The organism is Paracoccus sulfuroxidans (assembly GCF_007830335.1).
Classification (GTDB): Bacteria; Pseudomonadota; Alphaproteobacteria; order Rhodobacterales; family Rhodobacteraceae; genus Paracoccus; species Paracoccus sulfuroxidans.
Genome location: NZ_VLKU01000003.1, coordinates 141,091 through 161,752, shown reverse-complemented (window position 1 = coordinate 161,752; position 20,662 = coordinate 141,091). Strand labels below are relative to the sequence as shown.

19 protein-coding genes are annotated in these 20,662 nt (G+C 66.1%); 3 read left to right on the top strand and 16 right to left on the bottom strand.

The annotated features are described in order from the left end of the window. Positions 1-12: 12 nt before the first annotated feature. Genes otnC through IQ24_RS05660 form a run of 4 tightly spaced genes read right to left on the bottom strand, consistent with a single transcriptional unit; the run spans position 13 to position 3,149 of the window. Complete coding sequence (gene otnC, locus IQ24_RS05675; protein ID WP_145396842.1) at positions 13-651, bottom strand: 3-oxo-tetronate 4-phosphate decarboxylase; 639 nt, start codon at positions 649-651, stop codon at positions 13-15. Further along, positions 648-1,895, bottom strand: coding sequence for a 3-oxo-tetronate kinase (gene otnK, locus IQ24_RS05670; protein ID WP_145396841.1), 1,248 nt, complete (start codon positions 1,893-1,895; stop codon positions 648-650). Before otnK ends, otnC begins: the two co-directional genes overlap by 4 nt. A gap of 17 nt (positions 1,896-1,912) precedes the next feature. After that, positions 1,913-2,683, bottom strand: a complete 771-nt coding sequence (gene otnI, locus IQ24_RS05665; protein ID WP_145396840.1) for a 2-oxo-tetronate isomerase — start codon at positions 2,681-2,683, stop codon at positions 1,913-1,915. A 1-nt stretch (position 2,684) separates the two neighbouring features. After that, positions 2,685-3,149, bottom strand: a complete 465-nt coding sequence (locus IQ24_RS05660; RefSeq protein ID WP_145396839.1) for an RrF2 family transcriptional regulator — start codon at positions 3,147-3,149, stop codon at positions 2,685-2,687. A gap of 113 nt (positions 3,150-3,262) precedes the next feature. On the opposite strand from IQ24_RS05660, the gene hmpA reads away from it, so the two are divergent. Next, positions 3,263-4,471, top strand: a complete 1,209-nt coding sequence (gene hmpA / locus IQ24_RS05655; protein ID WP_145396838.1) for an NO-inducible flavohemoprotein — start codon at positions 3,263-3,265, stop codon at positions 4,469-4,471. A gap of 54 nt (positions 4,472-4,525) precedes the next feature. Here hmpA and IQ24_RS05650 read toward each other — a convergent pair whose 3' ends face one another. From IQ24_RS05650 to IQ24_RS05600, 11 genes are read right to left on the bottom strand one after another with little or no spacing between them, the layout of a single operon-like run. After that, on the bottom strand, positions 4,526-5,959 hold the full coding sequence (locus IQ24_RS05650) for an NAD-dependent succinate-semialdehyde dehydrogenase (RefSeq protein ID WP_145396837.1): 1,434 nt from the start codon (positions 5,957-5,959) through the stop codon (positions 4,526-4,528). 28 nt (positions 5,960-5,987) lie between these two features. Further along, positions 5,988-7,613 (bottom strand): GMC family oxidoreductase, encoded by a 1,626-nt coding sequence (locus IQ24_RS05645; protein WP_145396836.1) that lies wholly within the window; start codon positions 7,611-7,613, stop codon positions 5,988-5,990. Positions 7,614-7,637: 24 nt separating this feature from the next. Then, positions 7,638-8,441 (bottom strand): shikimate dehydrogenase family protein, encoded by an 804-nt coding sequence (locus tag IQ24_RS05640; RefSeq protein ID WP_145396835.1) that lies wholly within the window; start codon positions 8,439-8,441, stop codon positions 7,638-7,640. A 9-nt stretch (positions 8,442-8,450) separates the two neighbouring features. After that, positions 8,451-9,248 carry a 3-oxoacyl-ACP reductase FabG gene (gene fabG, locus IQ24_RS05635; protein WP_145396834.1) on the bottom strand — a complete coding sequence of 266 codons (798 nt, stop codon included), beginning with the start codon at positions 9,246-9,248 and terminating at the stop codon, positions 8,451-8,453. Between the two features lie 3 nt (positions 9,249-9,251). Beyond that, the gene (locus tag IQ24_RS05630; RefSeq protein WP_145396833.1) at positions 9,252-9,956 is read right to left on the bottom strand and encodes an ABC transporter ATP-binding protein; all 705 of its coding nucleotides are present in this window, start codon (positions 9,954-9,956) and stop codon (positions 9,252-9,254) included. After that, a complete protein-coding gene (locus IQ24_RS05625) occupies positions 9,943-11,772 on the bottom strand; it encodes a branched-chain amino acid ABC transporter ATP-binding protein/permease (protein WP_145396832.1) in 1,830 nt (609 codons plus the stop codon). Before IQ24_RS05625 ends, IQ24_RS05630 begins: the two co-directional genes overlap by 14 nt. 9 nt (positions 11,773-11,781) lie before the next feature. Further along, positions 11,782-12,666 (bottom strand): branched-chain amino acid ABC transporter permease, encoded by an 885-nt coding sequence (locus IQ24_RS05620; RefSeq protein ID WP_145396831.1) that lies wholly within the window; start codon positions 12,664-12,666, stop codon positions 11,782-11,784. 53 nt (positions 12,667-12,719) lie between these two features. Then, entirely contained in the window at positions 12,720-13,919 is a 1,200-nt protein-coding gene (locus IQ24_RS05615) for an ABC transporter substrate-binding protein (RefSeq protein WP_145396830.1), read from the bottom strand. 21 nt (positions 13,920-13,940) lie between these two features. Continuing rightward, positions 13,941-15,665 (bottom strand): acetolactate synthase catalytic subunit, encoded by a 1,725-nt coding sequence (locus tag IQ24_RS05610; RefSeq protein WP_145396829.1) that lies wholly within the window; start codon positions 15,663-15,665, stop codon positions 13,941-13,943. A 4-nt stretch (positions 15,666-15,669) separates the two neighbouring features. Next, positions 15,670-16,680: an NAD(P)H-quinone oxidoreductase gene (locus tag IQ24_RS05605; protein ID WP_145396828.1), complete on the bottom strand. Its 1,011-nt coding sequence runs from the start codon at positions 16,678-16,680 to the stop codon at positions 15,670-15,672. Beyond that, a complete protein-coding gene (locus IQ24_RS05600; protein WP_145396827.1) occupies positions 16,673-17,722 on the bottom strand; it encodes a zinc-dependent alcohol dehydrogenase in 1,050 nt (349 codons plus the stop codon). Before IQ24_RS05600 ends, IQ24_RS05605 begins: the two co-directional genes overlap by 8 nt. A 129-nt stretch (positions 17,723-17,851) precedes the next feature. On the opposite strand from IQ24_RS05600, the gene IQ24_RS05595 reads away from it, so the two are divergent. Then, a complete protein-coding gene (locus tag IQ24_RS05595; RefSeq protein WP_199756494.1) occupies positions 17,852-18,526 on the top strand; it encodes a GntR family transcriptional regulator in 675 nt (224 codons plus the stop codon). Positions 18,527-18,534: 8 nt separating this feature from the next. Here IQ24_RS05595 and IQ24_RS05590 read toward each other — a convergent pair whose 3' ends face one another. Continuing rightward, entirely contained in the window at positions 18,535-19,620 is a 1,086-nt protein-coding gene (locus IQ24_RS05590) for a glycerol dehydrogenase (protein ID WP_199756493.1), read from the bottom strand. A gap of 154 nt (positions 19,621-19,774) precedes the next feature. Here IQ24_RS05590 and IQ24_RS05585 point away from each other — a divergent pair, with 154 nt between their 5' ends. Continuing rightward, complete coding sequence (locus IQ24_RS05585; RefSeq protein ID WP_145396825.1) at positions 19,775-20,662, top strand: transketolase; 888 nt, start codon at positions 19,775-19,777, stop codon at positions 20,660-20,662.

Here is a 20,662-nt window from a genome sequence, read left to right as displayed (position 1 = left end):
ACGCCGGTTTGCTCAGCCGCGCAGCGCGTCGGCCTGTTTTTCGCTCAGCGGGCGGATCTTCTTGCCGTCGAGCAGCAGATAGAGCCGCGCCGTCTCTTCCAGCTCTTCCGTCGCATATTGCGCGTCGCGCAAGGTCGCTCCGGCGACGACCGGGCCGTGGTTCGACAGCAGCATGGCGTGATGGCTGGCGGCGGTCTTTTCGACCGCAAGGGCCAGATCGAGGTCGCCCGGCGCGAAATAGGGGATCAGCGGCAGCCGACCGACCCGCATGACGTAATAGGCCGTCAGCGGCGGCAGCAGGTCCTGTGGGTCAAGGTCCGCCAGAACCGACAGCGCCACCGAATGCGTCGAATGCAGATGGACCACCGCCCCGGCGCTGGCGCGCTGGCAATACATGCAGGAATGCAGGAAGGCTTCCTTGGTGGGTTTGTCGCCCGACAGATGATTGCACTGCGCATCCAGATGCGACAGCCGCGCCGGGTCCAGCGCCCCGAGCGATGCATTCGTCGGCGTCATCAGCAGCGACCCATCCGACAGCCGGACCGAGATATTCCCCGTCGAGCCGGGGCTCAGCCCCCGGTCAAACAGCGATTTGCCCACATCGGCGATCAGGTCGCGCATGCGCGTGGCCTCGGACAGGAGCCCGGTCATGGCAGCATCCTCCAGGCCTTGAGGAAGAAATCCTCTGCCCCGAAATTGCCCGATTTCAGCGCCAGAGCCAAAGGTGCCCGCCCCCCGCGAGAGCGCGTCCACGGCACGCCGGGGTCAATTTCGGGGCCGATCTCCAGCGCGGGGACGTCCAGACTTGCGACGACAGCGCCCGAGGTCTCGCCCCCGGCGACGACGAAGCGGTTGAAGCCGCGCGCGGCCAGTTCAGCGGCAGTGCGGGCCAGAAACGCCTCGACCAGCGCGCCAGCCTGTTCGCGGCCCAGAAGCTCCTGCGCCTTGCGCACCTGATCGGGCTCGGCGCTGGACCAGATGAGCGGCGGCAGACCCGCGCCGGCATTCATGCAGAAGGCCACGGCATCGGCGACGGTCACGCGATTTTCGGCGATGCTGACCGGCTCAAGCTGCATGGCCGGAACGCCGTCGGCGATGGCCCGCGCGATCTGCGCCCGCGTCGCGGTCGAGCATGATCCCGCCAGCAGCGCCGTGCGCCCCTCTGGCACCGGCAGCACGGCGTCTTGCGCCGCGCGGCCCGGCGGCAGGAAGTTCGCGGGCAGGCCCAAAGCGATCCCCGAGCCGCCAGTGACCAGCGGTAGGTCGCGCGCGGCCCGACCAATGGCGCGCAGGTCGCCGTCATCGACCGCATCGACGATGGCGATGCCCGCCAGCCCGTCGAAGGCGGCCTTCAGCGCGGCATCGCCTGCGGCCACCGTCTCGCGCGCAATCAGGCTGACCGGGTTCGCGCTTTGCCGCCCCAGCACTCGCACCAGATTGGCGTCGCGCATGGGGGTCAGCGGGTGGTCTTTCATGCTGCTCTCGGACAGCAGCAGGTCGCCCACGAACAGATGCCCGCGATAGACGGTGCGGCCATTCGTCGGAAAGGCCGGGCAGGCAATCGCGCGATCCGTGCCAAGAGCGGCCATCAGCGCATCGGTGACCGGACCGATATTCCCCTGATCGGTGGAATCGAAGGTCGAGCAATATTTGAACAGGAACTGCCGCGCGCCCCAGCCGCGCAGCGCTTCGGCTGCGGCCAGAGACATCGCCACCGCCTCATCTGCCGGATTCGTGCGGGATTTCAGCGCGATGACGACCGCCTCGGCCTCGCCGATGTCCAGATCGGCGGGCGGGATGCCCACGATCTGCAGAACCTTCATCCCCTCGCGCGACAAGGTCAACGACAGGTCCGTGGCCCCCGTCAGATCGTCCGCGATTGCGCCAATGAACATGCCTTGCCGTTCCCTTCCTAACCCTGCCATGGCGCGATCCAGCCCAGCCCCGCCTCGGTCGAGGACAGCGGGCGGTATTCGCAGCCGATATGGCCCTGATAGCCGATCTCATCCAACCATTCGAAGATGCGGGCGTCGTTCAACTCACCCGTGCCCGGCTCATTGCGGGCTGGGACCGAGGCGGTCTGGATATGGCCGATGATCGGCAGCATCTCCTTCAGCGCGGTCAGCACGTCGCCATGCATGATCTGGCGGTGATAGATGTCGAACTGCAGCTTGACGTTGGGGCGCTGAAGCCCTGCGATCTCGGCTGCGGCCATGGCGAAATCCGACAGCAGATAGCCCGGCACATCGCGCCCGTTCAGCGGCTCCAGCAGGATGTCGATGCCAAGGGGGGCGGCGCGCTCGGCGGCCTCGGCGATCGCCTCGCGATAGCGGGCCAGGTGGGTCGCGTCAGCGGGGGCCACGCCCGCCATCAGATGCAGGCGCGGGACCGAAAGCACGGCGGCATAATCAAGCGCGGTCGCGACCGCTCGGCTGAACTCCTCAGCCCGGTCGGGGAAGGCCGCAATCCCCCGCTCACCCGCCGCCCAATCGCCGGGGGGCATGTTGAAGAGCACGATCTGCACCCCCGCCGCCTCGGCCGCCTTGCGAACCGCTTCGGCCGGATGGTCATAGGGGAACAGGAACTCGACCGCGCGAAAGCCCGCATCGGCAGCGGCTGCGAACCGGTCGAGGAACGGCCGCTCATTGAACAACATCGTCAGGTTCGCCGCGAAACGGGGCATATCAGTCTTCCTTTGCCGGGCGTGCTTTGCTGATTTGGCCCTCGGGCCCTATCGCGTTCAATAAAGGCAGAAAATCGCCCTTGCGCGCAAGGGCATCGGCCAGAGTATAGCGATCCAGCACCGCCATGAAACCGGCCAGTGCCTCATCAAAGACCGAGGTCATGCCGCAGGCGGGCGCGATGATGCAGCGGCTGCAACCGACCAGATCGAAATCATCCTCGGTGTGGCGGATCAGCGCACCTACGTTAATCCGATCAGGCGTCCGGCCCAGCCGCACGCCGCCGTTGCGGCCCCGGACGCTGGTCAGATAGCCCGCATTCACCAGATCATTGATGATCTTCATCAGGTGATTTTTCGAGATTCCATAAACCGTTGCGATCTCGGCGATGGAACACAGCCGGTCCTGATGCCGCGCCAGATACAGCAGCACACGCAGCGCATAATCGGTGTATTGCGTCAGCCGCATCGGTGCCCCCCTAAAAGATGTATTTACATTGCATTTATTTTGGCTGATGCAATAGATGTATTCACTATGCATCATTTAGGCCCGCTGGCGCCTCGTGAAAGAAGGAATGCCCCATGCCGAAGACCCTCGACGCCAAGACCATCGCCATCGTCACCGCGACCCTGCCCGCGTTGCAGGACAGCGGTCTGGCCATCGTCCACGAGATGTACGCCCGGATGTTTCGCGACCCGGCGATCCGCGACCTTTTCAACCAGTCGCATCACGGCGTCAGCGATGCGCAGCCCCGCGCGCTGGCCGGCGCGATCCTGGCCTATGCCGCGAATATCGAGAACCTTGGCGCGCTTGCCCCCGCCGTCGAGCGCATCGCGCAAAAGCATGTCGGCCTGCAGATCCAGCCCGAGCATTACCCCCATGTCGGCGAGGCGCTGCTGGGCGCGATCAGCCATGTGCTGGGCGAGGCCGCGACGCCCGAGGTGCTGGAAGCCTGGGGCGAGGCCTACTGGTTCCTGGCCGATATCCTGATCGCCCGCGAAAAGCGCATCTATGCCGCGCAGGTCGATGCGGCGGGTGGCTGGAACGGCTGGCGCGAGTTCCGCATCGAGAGGGTGATCCCCGAAAGCAGCTTGATTTCCTCCTTCATCCTGCGCCCGGTCGATGGCGGCCCGGTGATGGCGCATCGCCCGGGCCAGTATCTGAGCTTCGCCTTCGAGATCCCGGGACACCCCCCGGCCAAGCGCAACTACTCGATCTCGTCGGCGCCGAATGGCGAGAGCTATCGCATCTCGGTCAAGGCCGAGCCGCTGGGTCTGGCCTCGCGCTGGCTGCACAACCAGCCCGAGGGCACGGTGGTGAAGGTCGCGGCCCCTGCGGGCGAGTTCTTCCTTGACCGCCTGCCCGAGCGGCCTGTGGTGCTGCTGTCCGGGGGTGTCGGCCTGACGCCGATGGTGGCGATGCTGGAATGGCTGGTCGATCAGGGCTCGGATCAGCCGGTCCACTACATTCACGGGACGCATGACCGCGACACCCATGCGATGCGCGATCACATCCGGGGCCTTGCCGCACGCGGCCATGCGGTTCAGGTGACGGATTTCCACCAGACCCCGCTGGCGGATGAGGTCGCGGGGCAGGATTACGACGTGGCCGGCCTCATCGCCGATGAATGGCTGATCGCGAATACACCGGCCGCGACGGCGGATTATTATATCTGCGGCCCGAGGCCTTTCCTGCGGGCGGCGGTTTCGGCCCTGTCGCTGGCGGGCGTCGCCGCAAGCCGCATCCATTATGAATTCTTCGGCCCCGCCGATGAGTTGCTGGTGGCCTGAATACAAAAAGCCCCGCCAACGGCGGGGCTTTCGCATCGTCAAAGGCGCGCGGCCTCAGATCATCATGGTGGTGACGGTCATCGTGGTCAGATAGGCCTCGATGCCTTCCGTGCCGCCTTCCGAGCCAAAGCCGGAATCGCGCACGCCGCCGAAGGGCGTCTCGGGCAGGGCCAGCGCGAAATGGTTCACGCCCAGCATGCCGGTCTTCAGCTCATTCTGGACGCGATAGGCGGTCGTCATCGATGAGGTGAACAGATACGACCCCAGCCCCACCGGCAGGCGGTTCGCCTCGGCCAGCGCCTCATCCAGCGAGTTCACGCGGATCACCAGCCCCAGCGGGCCGAAGGGCTCTTCGTTCATCGCCAGCATCTCGGTCGTCATGCCCGAGAGGATCGTGGGCTCATGGAAGAAGCCTTCCTCCCCGATGCGCGAGCCGCCGGTTTCGACCTTGGCCCCCTTGGCGATGGCGTCGGCCACCATCTCCATCACCGTGCCGAGACCACTGGCCGAGGTCAGCGGGCCCATCTGCGTGCCCTCTTGCGTGCCCTTGCCGACCTTCAACTCGCGCGCTTTTTCGGCAAAGCGGCGGACGAATTCGTCATGGATCGCGGCATCGACGATGAAGCGCGTAGGCGAGACGCAGACCTGCCCGCAGTTGCGGAATTTCCACTGCACGGCCAGCGGGATCAGGTGGTCGAGATCAGCATCAGCGGCGACGATGACCGCACCATGGCCGCCCAGCTCCATGGTGACCTTCTTCAGCTCTTCACCTGCCTGCGCGGCGACGATGCGGCCCACGCGGGTCGAGCCGGTCAGCGAGACCTTGTGGATCTCGGGCGCCTTGATCAGCGTGTCCGACAGCTCTGAGGTCGCGCCCCAGATGACCGAGATCGCCTTCGGCGGCAGCCCCGCCTCCAGCAGCGCCTTGCCGATCAGCCAGGCGGTGCCGGGCGTGTCCGAGGCGGGCTTGATGACCACCGGGCAGCCTGCACCAAGCGCGGGGGCGACCTTCTGCATGGTGTTCCAGGCGGGGAAGTTCCAGGGGGTGAAGGCCGCAACCGGGCCGACCGGGTGCTTCAGCACCTGGATCTGGATGTTCGACGCGCGTGAGGGCACGATGCGGCCATAGACGCGGCGACCTTCCTCGGCGAACCAGTCGAGAAGATCGGCCGAGCCCATCCATTCGCCACGCGCCTCGGCCAGGGGCTTGCCCTGCTCCATCGACATGACGCGGGCGGCGTCATCGGCCTGCGCGCGCATGATGTCGGCGGCGCGGCGCATGATCTTCGAGCGTTCGAGCGCCGAAAGCGCGGCCCATTCGGCCCCGCCCTGTTCGGCGGCGCGGGCGGCGTCCAGCGCCTCGGAACGGCCTGCGCGCGGCGCGACGGTCAGCTCGCTGCCGTCCGAGGGGTCGATCAGGCGCAAGGTTCCGGCCGAGCCTTCGCTGCGCTCTTCTCCGCCGACGATAAGGGTGAGGTTGGGATACATCAGCTTCTCCTGCAGAAGTGGGCGGCGTTCAGCGCGCCAGAAGGTTGCGTTCCAGCACCAGATCGGCGCCCTTGGCGGCCAGCATCATCACCGCGGCCTGGGTGTTGCCCGATACCATCTCGGGCATGACCGAGGCGTCGATGACCCGCAAGCCGGAAATGCCATGCACGCGCAATTCGGGATCGACCACCGCCATCGGATCGGTGCCCATGCGGCAGGTTCCGGCGGCGTGATAGATGGTCTGGCCATTGGCGCGGGCGAATTCCAGCCAGTCGGCATCGGCCTCGCAGACCGGGCCGGGGCTCATCTCGGCCACGCGGAAGGCGTCCATCGGGGCCTGCGCGATGATGTTGCGGGCCAGCTTCATGCCATCGACCATGGCGCGGCGGTCTTCCTCGTGATCAAGGAAGTTCGGCACGATGGCCGGCTGCACGTCCAGATCGGGCGAGACCGCGTGGATCGAGCCGCGCGACTGCGGGCGCAGCTGCGTCACCCCCAGCGTCATGCCGGGGAATTTGTCCAGCTTGCGTTCCGCCGCATTGGCATAGCTTGCATGCATGAAGAAGAACTGCACATCCGGCCGGTCCAGATCCGCGCGCGAGCGCAGGAACCCATGCGTCAGGCCCGTGCCATAGGTCAGCACGCCACGCCGTTTCAGCGCGTATTTCAGCACCTCGCCCACCAGCCGGGGGCCGCGCGTCAGCTCATTCAGGGTGACGGGCTGCGAGACGCGCCAGTTCATCCGGGTGCAGAAATGGTCCAGATAATTCTCGCCGACGCCGGGCAGCGCATGGACGGGCTGGATGCCCGCCGCCGCCAGCCGCGCCGGATCGCCGATGCCCGCCAGTTCCAGCAGTTGCGGCGTCTGGATCGAGCCTGCGGCAAGGATCACCTCGCCCGCGCGGACCTGATGGTTCTGGCCCTTATGGGTCAGCGCGACGCCGGTGGCCTGCTTGCCCTCCAGCAGCAGCCGCGTCACCCGCGCGCCGGTCAGCACCGTCAGGTTCGGCCGTTTGCGGGCCGGAGCCAGCCAGGCACGGTCTGCGGAATAGCGCTCTCCGCCCGCCTGATTGACTTGATACCAGCCGACGCCTTCCTGGCTTTTGCCGTTGTAATCGGGGTTGAAGACCTGACCCTGCGCCTCGGCCGCCGCGATGAAGGCGCGGCCGATGTCGTTCTGCTCGATCACCTCATTGATGGGCAGCGGGCCGTCATGGCCGCGCAACCCATCGGGGTCGGGATTGTCCCAACGCTCGATGGCCTTGAAATAGGGCAGCACGCCCTGCCAGTCCCAGCCGGTAGCGCCGCGCTGCTGCCAGAGGTCATAATCCTGCGGCTGGCCGCGCACATAGATCATGCCGTTGATCAGGGTCGAGCCGCCCAGCCCCTTGCCGCGCGGAATGGCGATGCGGCGGTGGTTGGTCGCGGCTTCCTCGGTGCTCCAGAAGCCCCAGTTGTAGCGCTTGTTGACCAAGAGCTTGTAGAAGCCCGCCGGAATGCGGATCCAGGGCGAGCGCGCCTCGCCCCCCGCCTCGCAGAGCAACACCTTCATCCGCCCCGAGCGGGTCAGGGCCTCGGCCAGAATGCAACCTGCGGTCCCGCCGCCAACAATGATAAAATCGAACCGCGCATCCTGCGGAAGGGCGTTTGCCATCTTCTTGACTCCGTGGCCTTGTTCTTACGCGTCAGTCGTATCCGTGACGCCCATATGCCGGGCCATCAGGCGGATCTGCTGGCGCAGCATCGGGCGGCCGAAATGGATCCTTGCGCCCGCCTCGCGCGCGGCAGCCAGCAAGGGGGTGACCTCAGGCTCCATGATCGCCTCGGCGACGATCTGTTTGCCGTGGAAAGCCAGATCCGACAGCGGCAGCGCGTCATCTGCGCGAAGCCCCAGCGAGGTCGCGTTCACGATCAGGTCGCGGCGCGCAGTCTCGGGTGCGCCGGGGGCCACGCGGACGGATGGGTATTTCGCCATCACCCGCTCGGCCAGATTGCGCGCCTTGTCCTCTGACCGGTTCACAATGGTCAGGTTCGCCACCCCGGCCTCGGCCAGTGCGAAGGCGATCGCCGCCCCTGCCCCGCCCGCGCCCAGCAGGCAGGCGTCCATGCCCGCCACGTCGATCCCGTTCACCTCAAGCCCGCTGACGAAGCCCTTGCCGTCCAGCATCGCGCCGATCAGCCGCCCGTCGGGGTCGCGGCGGATCGTGTTGACGGCACCGATGGCCGCCGCATCGCCGACCGTGCCATCGCAGAGCGCCAGCACGTCGGTCTTGTGCGGCACCGTCACGATCAACCCGCCGAAATTCTGCAGCCCCCGCAGCATGTCCATGAACTGTGCGAGGTTTTCGGGCAGCACATGGAACGGCACCAGCGCCCCGTCATAGCCGACCGAGGCGAAGTGATTGTTCATCTCTTCCGGGGTCTTCACATGCGCAATGGGGTTCGCGACGATGCCGTAAAGCTTGGTATGTCCGGTAATCATGGCACCGCCTCAGGTCATGTAAAGACCGCCAGCCACGTCGATGGTCTGGCCGGTCACAAAGCTGGATTCACTCGAGGTCAGCCACAGCGCGACATCGGCCACCTCGGCCGGTTCGCCAAGGCGCGCCATCGGGGTCAGCTTGACCTGTTCGGCATTCACCTCGGGCGCGACACCGGCGACCATGGGGGTCGCGATGCGGCCCGGAGCCAGCGCATTCACCCGGATCGCATAGGGGCCCAGCTCTGCCGCCAGATGCTTGGTAAAGCCGATGACCGCCGATTTCGTCGCCGCGTAATGGCAGGCGACGATGGGCGAATAGGTTTTGCCCGCCACCGAGGAGGTGTTGACGATCCAGCCCCGCTTGGCGGCGATCATGCCGGGCGTCAGGGCGCGGATGGTGTTGAAGCTGCCGGTCAGGTTGACGTCGACAACGCGACGCCACTCCTCGGGCGCCATCTGCCAGACCTTATGCGCGACGCCATCATGCTTGGGCGAGATGCCCGCATTGTTGATGACGGTGTCGAACTCCAGCCCGGTTGCAGCAATCGCCGCCAACAGCGCATCATAATCCGAGACGTCGCAGGCCATGGGCACGGCACGGCCAAGGCCAAGCGCGTTCAGCGCCTCGCAGGTCGCGGCGACGTCTTCGGGGTTCAGGTCGCAGATGCCGACGGTCGCGTCACGCTCGACAAAGGCCTGCGCGATGGCCCGCCCGATGCCGCGCGCGGCTCCGGTGACCAGCACGTTGCGGCCCTGATGCGAGGGGCGCAGGCGGATCGGCTCGGGGGTGATTTCGGTCAGTTCCATGGATCAGATTCCCAGATAGGCGCGGCGGACGTGGTCATTCTTCAGCAGCGCTTCAGAGGTGTCGGCCAGCACGACGCGGCCGTTTTCCAGCACATAGCCCCGATGCGCGACCTTCAGCGTGGTGAAGACGTTCTGTTCGACGATCAGCACGGTCGTGCCGGTGGCCGCGATCTGGCGCACCACGTCAAAGACCTGCGAGACGACAATCGGCGCCAGCCCCAGCGAGGGCTCGTCGAACATCAGGATGCGGGGCTTGGCCATCATGCCGCGCGCGATGGCGACCATCTGCTGCTCGCCCCCCGAAAGCGACGAAGCGTTCTGGTCCAGTCGCTCGCGGACGCGCGGGAAAAGGGACAGGACCTCCTCCAGCCGCTGTTCCTGATTGTCGCGGGCGGCCTTGCGATAGGTCCCCATCTGCAGGTTTTCCCGCACCGTCATATCGGGGAAGAGCTGCCGCCCTTCGGGGACCAGGATGATGCCCCGGTCCACGACCTCATGGGCGGGAAGACGGGTGATGTCCTCGCCCATGAAGCTGATCTTGCCGGCGCGCGGCTTGATCTGGCCGACGATGGTGCGCAGCGTGGTCGTCTTGCCGGCGCCATTGGCGCCGACGATGGTGACGATTTCGCCTTCCTTCACGTCAAGGCTGACATCCTGCAGGATCGTGGTCGGACCATAGCCCGCATCGATGTTCTCAAGCGTGAGCATGGGCAAACTCCTTGCCAAGATAGGCTTCGACAACCTGGGGATCGCGGACGACATCCTGCGGGCGGCCCTCGGCGATGACCTCTCCCGAGGCCAGCACGATGACGCGGTCCGACAGCGACATGACCGCCTGCATCACGTGCTCGATGGCGATGATCGAGACGCCGGTGTCGCGGATCGACAGCATCAGGTCGATGGCGCGGCGCACATCGGTCTGGTTGATCCCGGCCATCACCTCATCGAGCAGCAGGACGCGTGGTTGCATCGCCATGACGCGCGCCACCTCCAGCCGCTTCAGGCCGCCGATGGTCAGGCCGCGCGCCTCGGCGTTCAACAGCGGGCCAAGGCCCATCCGCCAGGCGGTCTCGCGGGCTGCCTCGCGCGCATCCTTTTCGTCGGGGTGACGATAGAAGGCGCCGACCATGATGTTTTCCTCGACCGTCATGGCCGCGAAGGGCTGCACGATCTGGAAGGTCCGGCCCATGCCCAGAGCCGCGAAATCGGCCGGGTTGTTCGGTTGGTGGAACTGGCCATCGAGGCCGCGCACGCTGACCTTGCCTTCATCCGGGGCCAGAAAGCCCGAGATCATGTTGAACAGCGTGGTCTTGCCCGCGCCGTTCGGACCGATCAGGCCCAGCACCTCGCCCTCGCGCAGCGTGAAGTTCACGTCGCGGGTGACATAGAGGCCGCCGAAATGCTTGTTCAGGTTCTCGACCTTCAGGATATCCTGCCCGATGCCGGGACGGTCGGGATCGGGGGTGGCGAAGGCGCTGGCCGGGGCGATGATCGGGTCGGTCTCGGTCTGCGCGGGCTCGTCAGCGGCTTTCGCCTTCTTGTGGCTGAAGCGCTTGATGACGCCCATGATCCCGTTCGGCATGAACAGAACGCAAACGATCAGCACGATCCCGTAGACGAAGCCATGCAGGCCAAGCGCCGAGGAGCCCAGCGAGGCGCGGGCCCATTCGGTGATCGGCACCAGCAGCGCCGCACCCAGCAGCGGACCCGCCACCGTGCCGATGCCGCCGATCAGCGCGAACATCGCAATCTGGATCGAGAAGGCCAGCGCGAACATGGCCGCGGGCTCGATGAAGGTCAGATACATTGCGTGGAACGTGCCCAGCATCGCACAGAGCGCCGAGGAGATCGCCACCGCGATCAGCCGCACGCGCACCGTGCGCACACCCGCCGCGCGGGCCGCCGATTCACGTTCGCGCGTGGCGACCAGATAGAAGCCAAGGCGCGACCGGCGGATCGCCCAGGACACGGCCAGCGTCAGCAGCAGCATGCCAAAGACGATCAGCAGCGACGGCCAGCGCTCGCGGAAGACCATCCAGGTCCAGCCAAGGCGCAGGTCGATCATCAGGCCGGTGGCACCGCCGGTCAGGTCCTTGAAATGCAAGGACAGGACGCGGATCACCTCAAGGAAAGCAATCGAGGCCAGCGTGTAGAACGGGCCGCGCAGCCGGAAACAGGGGTAGGAAATCAGCATGCCGACCACGGCGGCCACGGCCGCGCCGACGAACATGCCGATCCAGGGCGTGACGCCCAGATTGAACAGGATCACCCCGGCATAGCCGCCGATGCCATAGAAGACGGCATGGCCCAGCGACAGCTGGCCGGCAAAGCCGCCGACGATGTTCCAGGCCGTCGACAGCGCGGCGAAGAGGCAAATGGTGATGAAGACATGCGACACGAAGGCGTTGTCGATGCCAAGCGGGATCAGAAGAAGCGAAGCCAGTAGCACCCCGAAGGCGATCTGCGGCCAGCTGAGGTTGCGGGTTTTCGTACCGGTCCCGCTTTGGATGTCGCTGATGCTCATGTGGTTTCCTCAGGACAGATGCGAAAGGGTCATCCGCTTGCCGAACAGACCGGAAGGCTTCAGGATGAGGATGAGAAGGAAGATGCCGAAGACTACGGCCTCGCGCAGGTCCGAGCCGATGTAGAAGCCCGACAGCGAATCCACGAGCCCGATGACCAGCGCGCCGAAGAACGCGCCCGGGATCGAGCCGAGCCCGCCCAGAACCACGACGACGAAGGCGGTCAGCACGAAATAGGTCCCGATGTTCGACGAGGTCGGGTAAAGCGGCGCGATCAGCACGGCGGCCAGACCGACGCAGGCGGCACCCAGACCGAAGCTGAGGATATAGATGCGCGGCACGTTGACACCCATCAGCTCGGCTGCAACGCGGTGCTGGGCGACGGCGCGAATGGCGCGGCCGGTCTGGCTGTTCTTCAGGAACAGCTGCAGCGCGATGACCAGGATGATGGCGGCGATGAAGATGTAAAGCTGGCCGGTCAGCACGCGGACCGGGCCGATCTCGATCGGGGTGCGCAGGCCGAAGTTCGGCGTATTGGCGATATCCGCGCCAAAGATCAGCAGGGCAAGGTTGATCATCGCCGTCGACAGGCCAACCGTGGCGAAGATCTGGACGTGATCGTCCTCGGCCGACATCAGGGGCTGGATCAGCAGCCTCTGGGTCAAGGCACCCAAGAGGAACATCATCGGGACGACGATGATGACGGATGCATAGGGATGAAGCCCCAGCCGCGTGGTGATCAGCCATGTCACGAACATGCCCGCCATCAGGAATTCGCCGTGGGCGAAGTTCACCACTTTGACAATGCCGAAAATCAGCGTCAGGCCGATGGCGACAATCGCGAACAGCCCACCAAGCATGAGGCCGTTCAAAAGAACTTGCAGAAAGGTCGTCATTACAGGCTTCCCCGGGGAAAGGGGGGCGGCTGGTCAAGGCCGCCCCGGTATCATCATTTGCCGAAGCGCATGTCCGTCACGGCGGCGCTTTCGGGGTAAACCGTGACCAGCTTGCCGTCCTGCCACTGCATGCCCATCATGCTGGCGCGTTCGTTCTGGTTGTTTTCCCCGAACTTGACGCCATAGCCTGCGGCGGTGGTGCCGTCGGCCACGTCGATGGCCTTGACGGCGGCGACGATCTGGTCGGGCTCGAAGCCCTCGCCTGCGTTCAGCGCCTCAAGCACGACCTTCGCGCCGACATAGTTGTTCAGCGAATGGCCCGAGCGCGGGTCGGTGCCGTATTTCGCCTTATAGGCCTCGACGAACTTGTCGAGCCCCGGGGTCGCGTCGTGGTTCACCTCGAACTGGGTGAAGTCGACGTCATAGACGCCTTCGATCACGTCATGCCCGACCGCATCGGCCGTCGGCTGCATCGAGTAGCCGCCGCCACCGCCGATGATCGCCAGCGGCTTGTAGCCCGCCTCGTTCGACTGCTGCAGGAACAGCACCGAGTCGTTCTGGTACGAGGTCTGCAGGACCACATCGACGCCCTTCTCGCGCAGTTCCAGCACCAGCGAGGACATGTCGACGGTGTTCGCCGGATAGCCCGACTTCAGCACCACGTTCAGGCCGTTGGCCTTGGCGTTCGCGTCCTGGTGACCGGCGACCGAGGTGCCATAGGACGAGTCTTCATAGATGATGCCGATCTTCAGGTCCTTCGGGTCCTTGCCAAGGCCGGGGGCGATGGCATTGGCCAGCATCTCGATGGAATCCTTGCCCATGTTCGCCGCCGTCGGGTTGGTGCGGAACAGGTAGGTCAGGCCACGGCCGGTCACTTCATCGGCCACCGCGCCCAGTTCGAAATAGGGCACGCCCGCCAGTTCGCTGACCTGCGAGGCAGCAATCACGCGGGCCGAGGAATAGGTGCCGAAGATCGCCTTCACACCGACCAGAGAGATCAGGCGGCGCGCTTCGCCAGTGGCCTGGTTGTTGTCAACGGCGTCGCCGCGCTCGAGCACGATCTTTTCGCCCTTGATGCCACCGGCGGCGTTGACCTCGTCCACGGCCAGTTCCAGACCGCGTGCGCTTTCCTCGCCCAGCAGGGCCAGCGGGCCGCTGATCGGATAAAGCGAGCCGAATTTGACATCGGCGAAAGCGGGCGAGGCAAGGGCCAGGCCCATGGCCGCGCCCATCAGGAATTTCGTCAGTTTCATTCATTCACTCCCTGGTGTTGTTCAGTAGTCCAGCGCCTGTTTGCCGGTGAAGCTGGTGACAGGCGGATAGGCGCGCTCGTCGGTGACGACGTCGATGACGGTCAGGACATTGGACGAAAGCGCCGTCTCAAGTGCGGCCGGAAGATCGGCCGGATTGTCGATGCGGATGCCTTCGACGCCGCAGGCACGCGCAATAGCTGCGTGGTCAACAGGCTGGAAATGCACCACGTCGGTATGCGCGCCGAACAGCGTCAGCTCGGCGTGTTTCTGATAGCCGAGGATCTGGTTGTTCAGCACCACGACCACGACCGGCAGGTTCATCCGCTTCGAGGTCTCGATTTCGCCCCAGACATGGGCAAAGCCGCCATCGCCGGTCAGGCAGACGACCGGCGCATCGGGCTGCGCGGCCTTCGCGCCAAGCGCATAGGGCAGACCCCAGCCCAGACCCGCAAGGCCACGCGGCGTCAGCACGCGCTGGCCGGGCTGGCGGATGGTGATGCCATCGGCCACCCAGATCGAGGAGTAAGAGGCGTCGGCCACCACGATGGCATCCGGCCCGATCAGCCTGTCGATCTCGGCCACGACACGCTCGGGACGCAGCGGGCTGGCGTCGGAATTGCGACGCGCGTCGCGGGCAGCGGCCCCCTTGGCCAGACCTTCGGCGATCTCAGCCTCGACGCCCGGACGGGCGGCGGCCCGGGCCGAAAGATCCTTGCCTTTCAGCGCCGCGACCAGCGCCTCAAGCCCAAGGCGCGCGTCGCCCACAAGGCGCAGCGCCTCATAGTTGCGACCAACCTCGCTGCCGTCGATGTCGAGCTGAATATAGCGCGCCCCTTCCGGGTAAAGCTTCCAGCTGTCGGTGCCGTTCTGGTTGGTGCGATTGCCGACCAGCAGGATCACATCGGCCTCGCGCACCATCTGCGCAAGCTCGGCCGCGCGGGCGCCGGGGCCCATGAAGTAACCGGCGATGCCCAGCGTCAGCGGATGCGTCTCATCGACGGCACCCTTGCCCATGACGGTGGTGGCAATCGGGAAGCCCAGTTCCTGCAATTCGCCCAAGGCGGCGTAGGCGCGGGCGCTGTGCACGCCGCCACCGGCGATGACCAGCGGGCGTTCGGCCCCGGCCAGCAGCGCCGCCGCCTCGGCCACGCGGGCCGGATCGGGCGCGACCGGGTCCAGCGGATAGCGACCCAGCGAGGCCTGACGCGGGGTCTGCGGCACGCCTGCGCGCAGTTCGTCCAGAATATCCAGCGGCACCAGCAGGACCGCCGGACCGGCGCGGCCGGTCGCGGCGGCGGCGAAGGCCATGTCGACGTAATCCTCGATCCGCGAGATCTCGGTCACGCGGCGGACCCATTTCGCCACGCCGCTGAACAGGGCCAGATGGTCCAGTTCCTGAAACGCGTTCTTGTCGGTGTGCAGGCGGCTCACGTCCTGCACGATGGCCACGACCGGGATCGAGGCTTTCAGCGCCTCGGCCAGCCCCGGCACCAGCAACGTCGCCGCCGGGCCGTTCTGCGCGGTCACCACCGCCACCTGACCCGAGATGCGGGCGAAGGCATCGGCCATGGCCGCGCCACCGTTCTCGGTCCGGTAGCCGACCTGACGGATGCCGTAATCAGGCGCCGCAAGGAAGAAGGCCGAGGGGATCGACTGGCCGAACACCTGCGTCACGCCATGGCGCTGCAGCGCCTCGGCCAGAACATGTGCGCCGCTGCGGTTCGAGCGGAGATTTGCGTCTTTCATCGGATCACTCCTCGGTGCAGGCGGCGGTTTTCAGGATGATCTTGCCGGTATGGGCCGACGCTTCGAGATGGGCGTGCGCGGACTGCACATCGGTCAGATCAAAGACGGAATCGATGGCCGGACGAGCGCCCTTTTCCATGATCAGCGGGATGACCTCGGCCTCCACGGCGCGGGTCAGCGCGGCCTTCATCGGGATCGGCCGCGCCCGCAGGGTCGAACCGGAAAGGGTCAGCCGCTTGAACAGCAGCGGGCCCATGTCCATGTCGGCGCGCGCGCCCTGCTGGAAGGCGATCTGGGCGATGCGGCCATCCTCGGCCACCAGCTCAAGGTTGCGCTGCATATAGCTGCCGCCAACCATGTCGACGACGACCTCGGGGCCGCGTCCTTCGGTCAGCGCCCGGCCCTCGGCCACGAAATCCTGCGTGCGATAGTTGATCGAGGCCGAGGCCCCCAGCGCGATCGAGGCCGCGCATTTGTCGTCCGAGCCGCAGGTGGTGATCATCCGTGCCCCGACGGCGCGGGCCAGCAGCGTCGCCGTGACGCCGATGCCCGATGTGCCGCCATGCAGAAGCACGGTCTCACCCGCCTTCAGACCGGCACGTTGGAACAGGTTGCTCCAGACGGTGAAATAGGTCTCGGGGATGCCTGCCGCCTCGATCATAGACAGGCCCGCCGGAACGGGGATGCAGACATCGGCCTGCACCACGGCTTCCTCGGCATAGGCGCCGCCCGCGACCAGCGCCATGACGCGGTCGCCGGGCTGGAAGCGGGTCACATCGGCGGCGGTCTCGATCACCTCACCCGCCAGTTCCAGCCCCAGCACATCGGTCACGCCGGGCGGCGGCGGATAGTTTCCGGCGCGCTGCATCGCATCGGGGCGGTTCACCCCGGCGGCGTGGACGCGCACGCGCATCTCGCCCGGTTTCAGCGACGGCAATTCGCGGCGCACCAGTGCAAGCACCTCGGGACCGCCAGCGCGGGTCGCGATGACGGACAAAGTCCCGGCTTCAGACATTTTCCTTAACCTCCCCAGGGAAAAGCATCACTTTCAGCGCCGCACCCTGACGGGCCAGCGCGAACCCGTCCTCGGCCTGCGCGAGCGGCAGCCGGTGGGTGATCATTCGGGCGTAAAGACCGGGCTCGGCCGCGAGGCGCGCAATCGCCTCGGCAAAGGCCTGCGGGGTCGAATCATGCGCGCCGCGCAGCTGCTTCTTGCCGCGCACCAGCAGGTTCAAGTCCAAAGACAGCGGCTGGGCATGGATGCCGACCACCGCCAACACGCCGCCCGGACGCAGGATCGCCAGCCCCTCGGTCACGCTGGAAGCGTGGCCCGTGGCCTCAAGAACGACATCCGGCGCGCCGCCGAAATGCGCCTGCGCGGCCTCGGCCAAAGTGACCTGCGCCAGATCGGCCACGGCCTTGAGGCCCATGTCCCGCGCCAACGCCAGCCGCGCATCATCGCGAAAGCCCGCCAGCAGCACATCCGCGCCGCGCGCCTGCGCGACAAGCGCGATGCCCATGCCGATGGGCCCCGGCCCCAGCACCACCACGCGGTCGCCTTTCGCGACGCCCGCCACATCGACCGCATTGATCGACACCGCCAGCGGTTCGGTCAGCGCTGCCACGTCCAGCGGCAGGCCGTCAGGCAGGCGCAGCGCGTTCGCTGCAGGCATCCGCACGCTGTCGGCAAAGCCGCCGTCGCGATGCAGGCCGATGACCCGGCGCGCCTCACAGCCGCCCGGACGCCCCGCCCGACACGCGGCACAAGTGCCACAGGTCACGGTTGGCCAACAGACGATGCTGTCTCCGACCGAGATTTCGGTAACATCAGGTGCAACGGCTGCAACAACTCCGGAAAACTCGTGCCCCAATGTCAGGGGCAGAAAGGGCGACATGAAAGCATAGGACGCATCCCAGGCATGGGCATGCAGATCGCTGCCGCAAATCCCGGCCGCGCGCACATCGACCCGGATCTCGCCCGAGGCGAGCGGCTCGCTTTGGCCACACCGGACCAGCTCGGCCCCCGGGCCGGGTATGTTTTTGCGCAGCGCAAGCATGTAACCCTCCACTGGTGCCGCTGGCTCCTCACCGCTAGCATGCACCATTAATACGCGTTATAAGCCACATGTTATAACACTAAGTCAATTCCAATCCGCCGCTTTGGCGGCAACCGAGCGGGGGAAAATTTGGAGCCAGCAACCAGCGAGTGGATAAAACCCATTCAACGCCAGAACCTTAGCGAGCTTGCCTATACCAATCTGCGCGAGGCGCTGATGGAGGGCCGGATGAAGCCGGGGGATGAATTGCCCCTGCGCCCGATCTCGAAAAGCTTTGGAATCAGCGCGACCCCGATGCGCGAGGCGCTGCTGCGTCTGGTGACCGAGCACGCGCTGGAGATGGACGGGCGCGGCCGGATCTCGGTCCCGCATCTGACGCGGGCGACGCTGATCGAGGTGCGCAAGATCCGCGGCTTTCTTGAGGGCAATGCCGCGCGTCAGGCCGCGCTGACCGCCACCCCCGAAGCCGTGGACGAGCTGGAACAGGTGCATGTCGACCTTGTCGTCGCGCAGGATGCGGGCGAGTTTTCCCGCGCCATCGGCCTCAACACCAAGTTTCACCTGAAGCTTTGCGAGATCGCGGGCCTGCCCGTGTCCTACGAGGTCGTGTCGAACCTTTGGGTCCGCTGCGGGCCGCTTTTGTCGCATCTTTACGATGGCGGGCTGCCGCCGAACTGGGACCCGCATCCGCATGTGCGCATCGTCACGGCGATCCGCAACAAGGATCCCGACGGCGCTTATGAGGCGCTGAACATGGACATCGAAGGGGGCGGCGCCGGGCTTCTGGCCCATGTCCGCGACTAGCGCCGCCATCAGGCGGGCACCCTGGCAAAGCGCGCCTCGACCCAGTCAATGGCGCGGATCAGCCCCGCCACGTCGATGGGCTGCGGCAGATGGCCGATATGGGGCGCGGTCATCGTGGCCTCGGCAATGCGGGCGATCTCATCGGGCCGGGCCGCGCGCCCGCCCAGATCTGCCAGCGTGACCGGCAGGCCGATGCGGCGGCAAAAGCCTGCAAAGGCGTCGATTTCGGCCTCGGGCGCGCTCTGGGCGCGCATCTGGACGACACTCGCATAGGCCACCTGAAACCCGTGCATCTGCCGCGACCAGGGCTCCAGCGCGGTCAGGCCGCGCGTCATCGAATGCGCAACCGACAGGCCGCCGCTTTCGAAGGCCAGCCCGCTCATCAGGACGGTCGCCTCGACCACGCGCTCAAGCGCGGCATCGGGGGTCTGGCGGGCGACAGCGGCCAGCGCTGCTTCGCCATCGGTCAGGATGATCTGGTGGCAGGCGCGAGCCAGCGCCACCGCCGTCAGGGCCGAGCGCCCGCCGAAGATATTCGCCCCATCCGCCTCGGCGCAGCAGCGCACCTCATGGATCTTGCCGATGGCATCGCCGATCCCGGCCAGAAACAGCGGGACGGGCGCGGCGGCAATGACGGCGGTATCGACCAGCACCAGCTCGGGGTTCAGGGGCAGTTTGCGGACCGCGACCATCTGGTGATTCGCATCATAGACCACATAGTTGTGCGAGGTTGGCGCGTCGGTCGAGGCGATGCTGGGCACCGTCACCACCCGCGCGCCCAGCCGATGCGCCAGAGCCTTGCCCGCATCGATGCATTTGCCGCCGCCAATCGCGCCGACGATCCGGGGCGCGTCTGAAAGCCCCGCCGCCAGCCGGTCAATCTCGGCATCCGTGCATTCGCCGCCAAAGACCAGCATCTGCGGCGCGACATCGGCGTGCGCACAGGCCACGCGGATCGCCGCGCCGTGGCGGGCCTCGATCACCGGGTCGATCACCAGCGCGACGGAGCCGCCCATGCGCGCGAGCTCGGTCCCGATGCGATCCAGCGCTCCGGCACCCTGCACATATCTTGACGGCGATCCGAAGACGATCACGGCGGCTCTCCCACTTTTCCGCATCACATATCATATATGATGCTTGATACATCTTACGCGAGTCAATATCCTTCCACTCATCGGGCGGAAATGAATCGCCCGGCAGCATTGCAGGGCGCGCCCCAGATCCCGCGCCCCTCACAGGAGACCAAGAATGACCCTGCCCTCGCCCCTCGGGCTGACGCCCGGCGCGAACAGCTATGCCCCTGATGACGCGACCATCGCCCGCCTGCGCGAGCGCGCGCAGTTCATCCGGCTGGAGACCGTCCGCCTGATCGATATTGCGAAGACCGGGCATTACAGCTCGGTCTTTTCGGCGGCCGAGATGTTTTCGGCGCTCTATTATGACGTGATGAACCTGCGCCGGGGCGAGCCGGGCTGGGACGGGCGTGACCGCTTCACCATTGGCAAGGGCCATGCCGCCGTCGGGCTGTTCCCGATCTATGCGGATCTGGAGTTCTTCCCCAAGGAATGGCTGGACGACTATACCCGCCTTGGCAGCCCGCTGGGCGATCACCCGGACATGCGCAAGGTGCCGGGGGTCGACTTCTCGTCCGGATCAATCGGGCATGCGCTGTCCAATGCCATCGGCATCGCGCTGGCGCAGCGCTGGACCGGCAAGGATTACAAGGTCTTCTGCATGATGGGCGATGGCGAGATGCAGGAAGGCCAGGTCTGGGAGGCCGCGCTTTTCGCCGCCCAGAACCGCATGAAGAACCTGATCGCGATTGTCGACCGCAACGGCTACCAGCTGGACGGCAAGGTTGATGACGTCATGAACATCGAGCCGCTCGATGAAAAATGGCGCGCCTTCGGCTGGGAGGTCCACAGCGTCGACGGCCATGACATCGCCGCCGTGACCGAGCTTATGCGCCGCCTGCGCGCCGATGACACGCGCGAGAAACCGGCGCTGGTCATCTCGAAAACCGTGAAGGGCAAGGGTGTCTCCTACATGGAAACCGAGCCGGGCTGGCATCTGGGCTGGCTGGACAGCTCTGACGCCGATGACGCCATCGCCGAAATCAAATCGAAGGTTATCTGA

Excerpts from the sequence above, each read along its gene's own strand:
- otnC (WP_145396842.1), bottom strand. The coding sequence starts at position 651 with ATGACCGGGCTCCTGTCCGAGGCCACGCGCATGCGCGACCTGATCGCC.
- otnK (WP_145396841.1), bottom strand. The coding sequence starts at position 1,895 with ATGTTCATTGGCGCAATCGCGGACGATCTGACGGGGGCCACGGACCTG.
- otnI (WP_145396840.1), bottom strand. The coding sequence starts at position 2,683 with ATGCCCCGTTTCGCGGCGAACCTGACGATGTTGTTCAATGAGCGGCCG.
- IQ24_RS05660 (WP_145396839.1), bottom strand. The coding sequence starts at position 3,149 with ATGCGGCTGACGCAATACACCGATTATGCGCTGCGTGTGCTGCTGTAT.
- hmpA (WP_145396838.1), top strand. The coding sequence starts at position 3,263 with ATGCCGAAGACCCTCGACGCCAAGACCATCGCCATCGTCACCGCGACC.
- IQ24_RS05650 (WP_145396837.1), bottom strand. The coding sequence starts at position 5,959 with ATGTATCCCAACCTCACCCTTATCGTCGGCGGAGAAGAGCGCAGCGAA.
- IQ24_RS05645 (WP_145396836.1), bottom strand. The coding sequence starts at position 7,613 with ATGGCAAACGCCCTTCCGCAGGATGCGCGGTTCGATTTTATCATTGTT.
- IQ24_RS05640 (WP_145396835.1), bottom strand. The coding sequence starts at position 8,441 with ATGATTACCGGACATACCAAGCTTTACGGCATCGTCGCGAACCCCATT.
- fabG (WP_145396834.1), bottom strand. The coding sequence starts at position 9,248 with ATGGAACTGACCGAAATCACCCCCGAGCCGATCCGCCTGCGCCCCTCG.
- IQ24_RS05630 (WP_145396833.1), bottom strand. The coding sequence starts at position 9,956 with ATGCTCACGCTTGAGAACATCGATGCGGGCTATGGTCCGACCACGATC.
- IQ24_RS05625 (WP_145396832.1), bottom strand. The coding sequence starts at position 11,772 with ATGAGCATCAGCGACATCCAAAGCGGGACCGGTACGAAAACCCGCAAC.
- IQ24_RS05620 (WP_145396831.1), bottom strand. The coding sequence starts at position 12,666 with ATGACGACCTTTCTGCAAGTTCTTTTGAACGGCCTCATGCTTGGTGGG.
- IQ24_RS05615 (WP_145396830.1), bottom strand. The coding sequence starts at position 13,919 with ATGAAACTGACGAAATTCCTGATGGGCGCGGCCATGGGCCTGGCCCTT.
- IQ24_RS05610 (WP_145396829.1), bottom strand. The coding sequence starts at position 15,665 with ATGAAAGACGCAAATCTCCGCTCGAACCGCAGCGGCGCACATGTTCTG.
- IQ24_RS05605 (WP_145396828.1), bottom strand. The coding sequence starts at position 16,680 with ATGTCTGAAGCCGGGACTTTGTCCGTCATCGCGACCCGCGCTGGCGGT.
- IQ24_RS05600 (WP_145396827.1), bottom strand. The coding sequence starts at position 17,722 with ATGCTTGCGCTGCGCAAAAACATACCCGGCCCGGGGGCCGAGCTGGTC.
- IQ24_RS05585 (WP_145396825.1), top strand. The coding sequence starts at position 19,775 with ATGACCCTGCCCTCGCCCCTCGGGCTGACGCCCGGCGCGAACAGCTAT.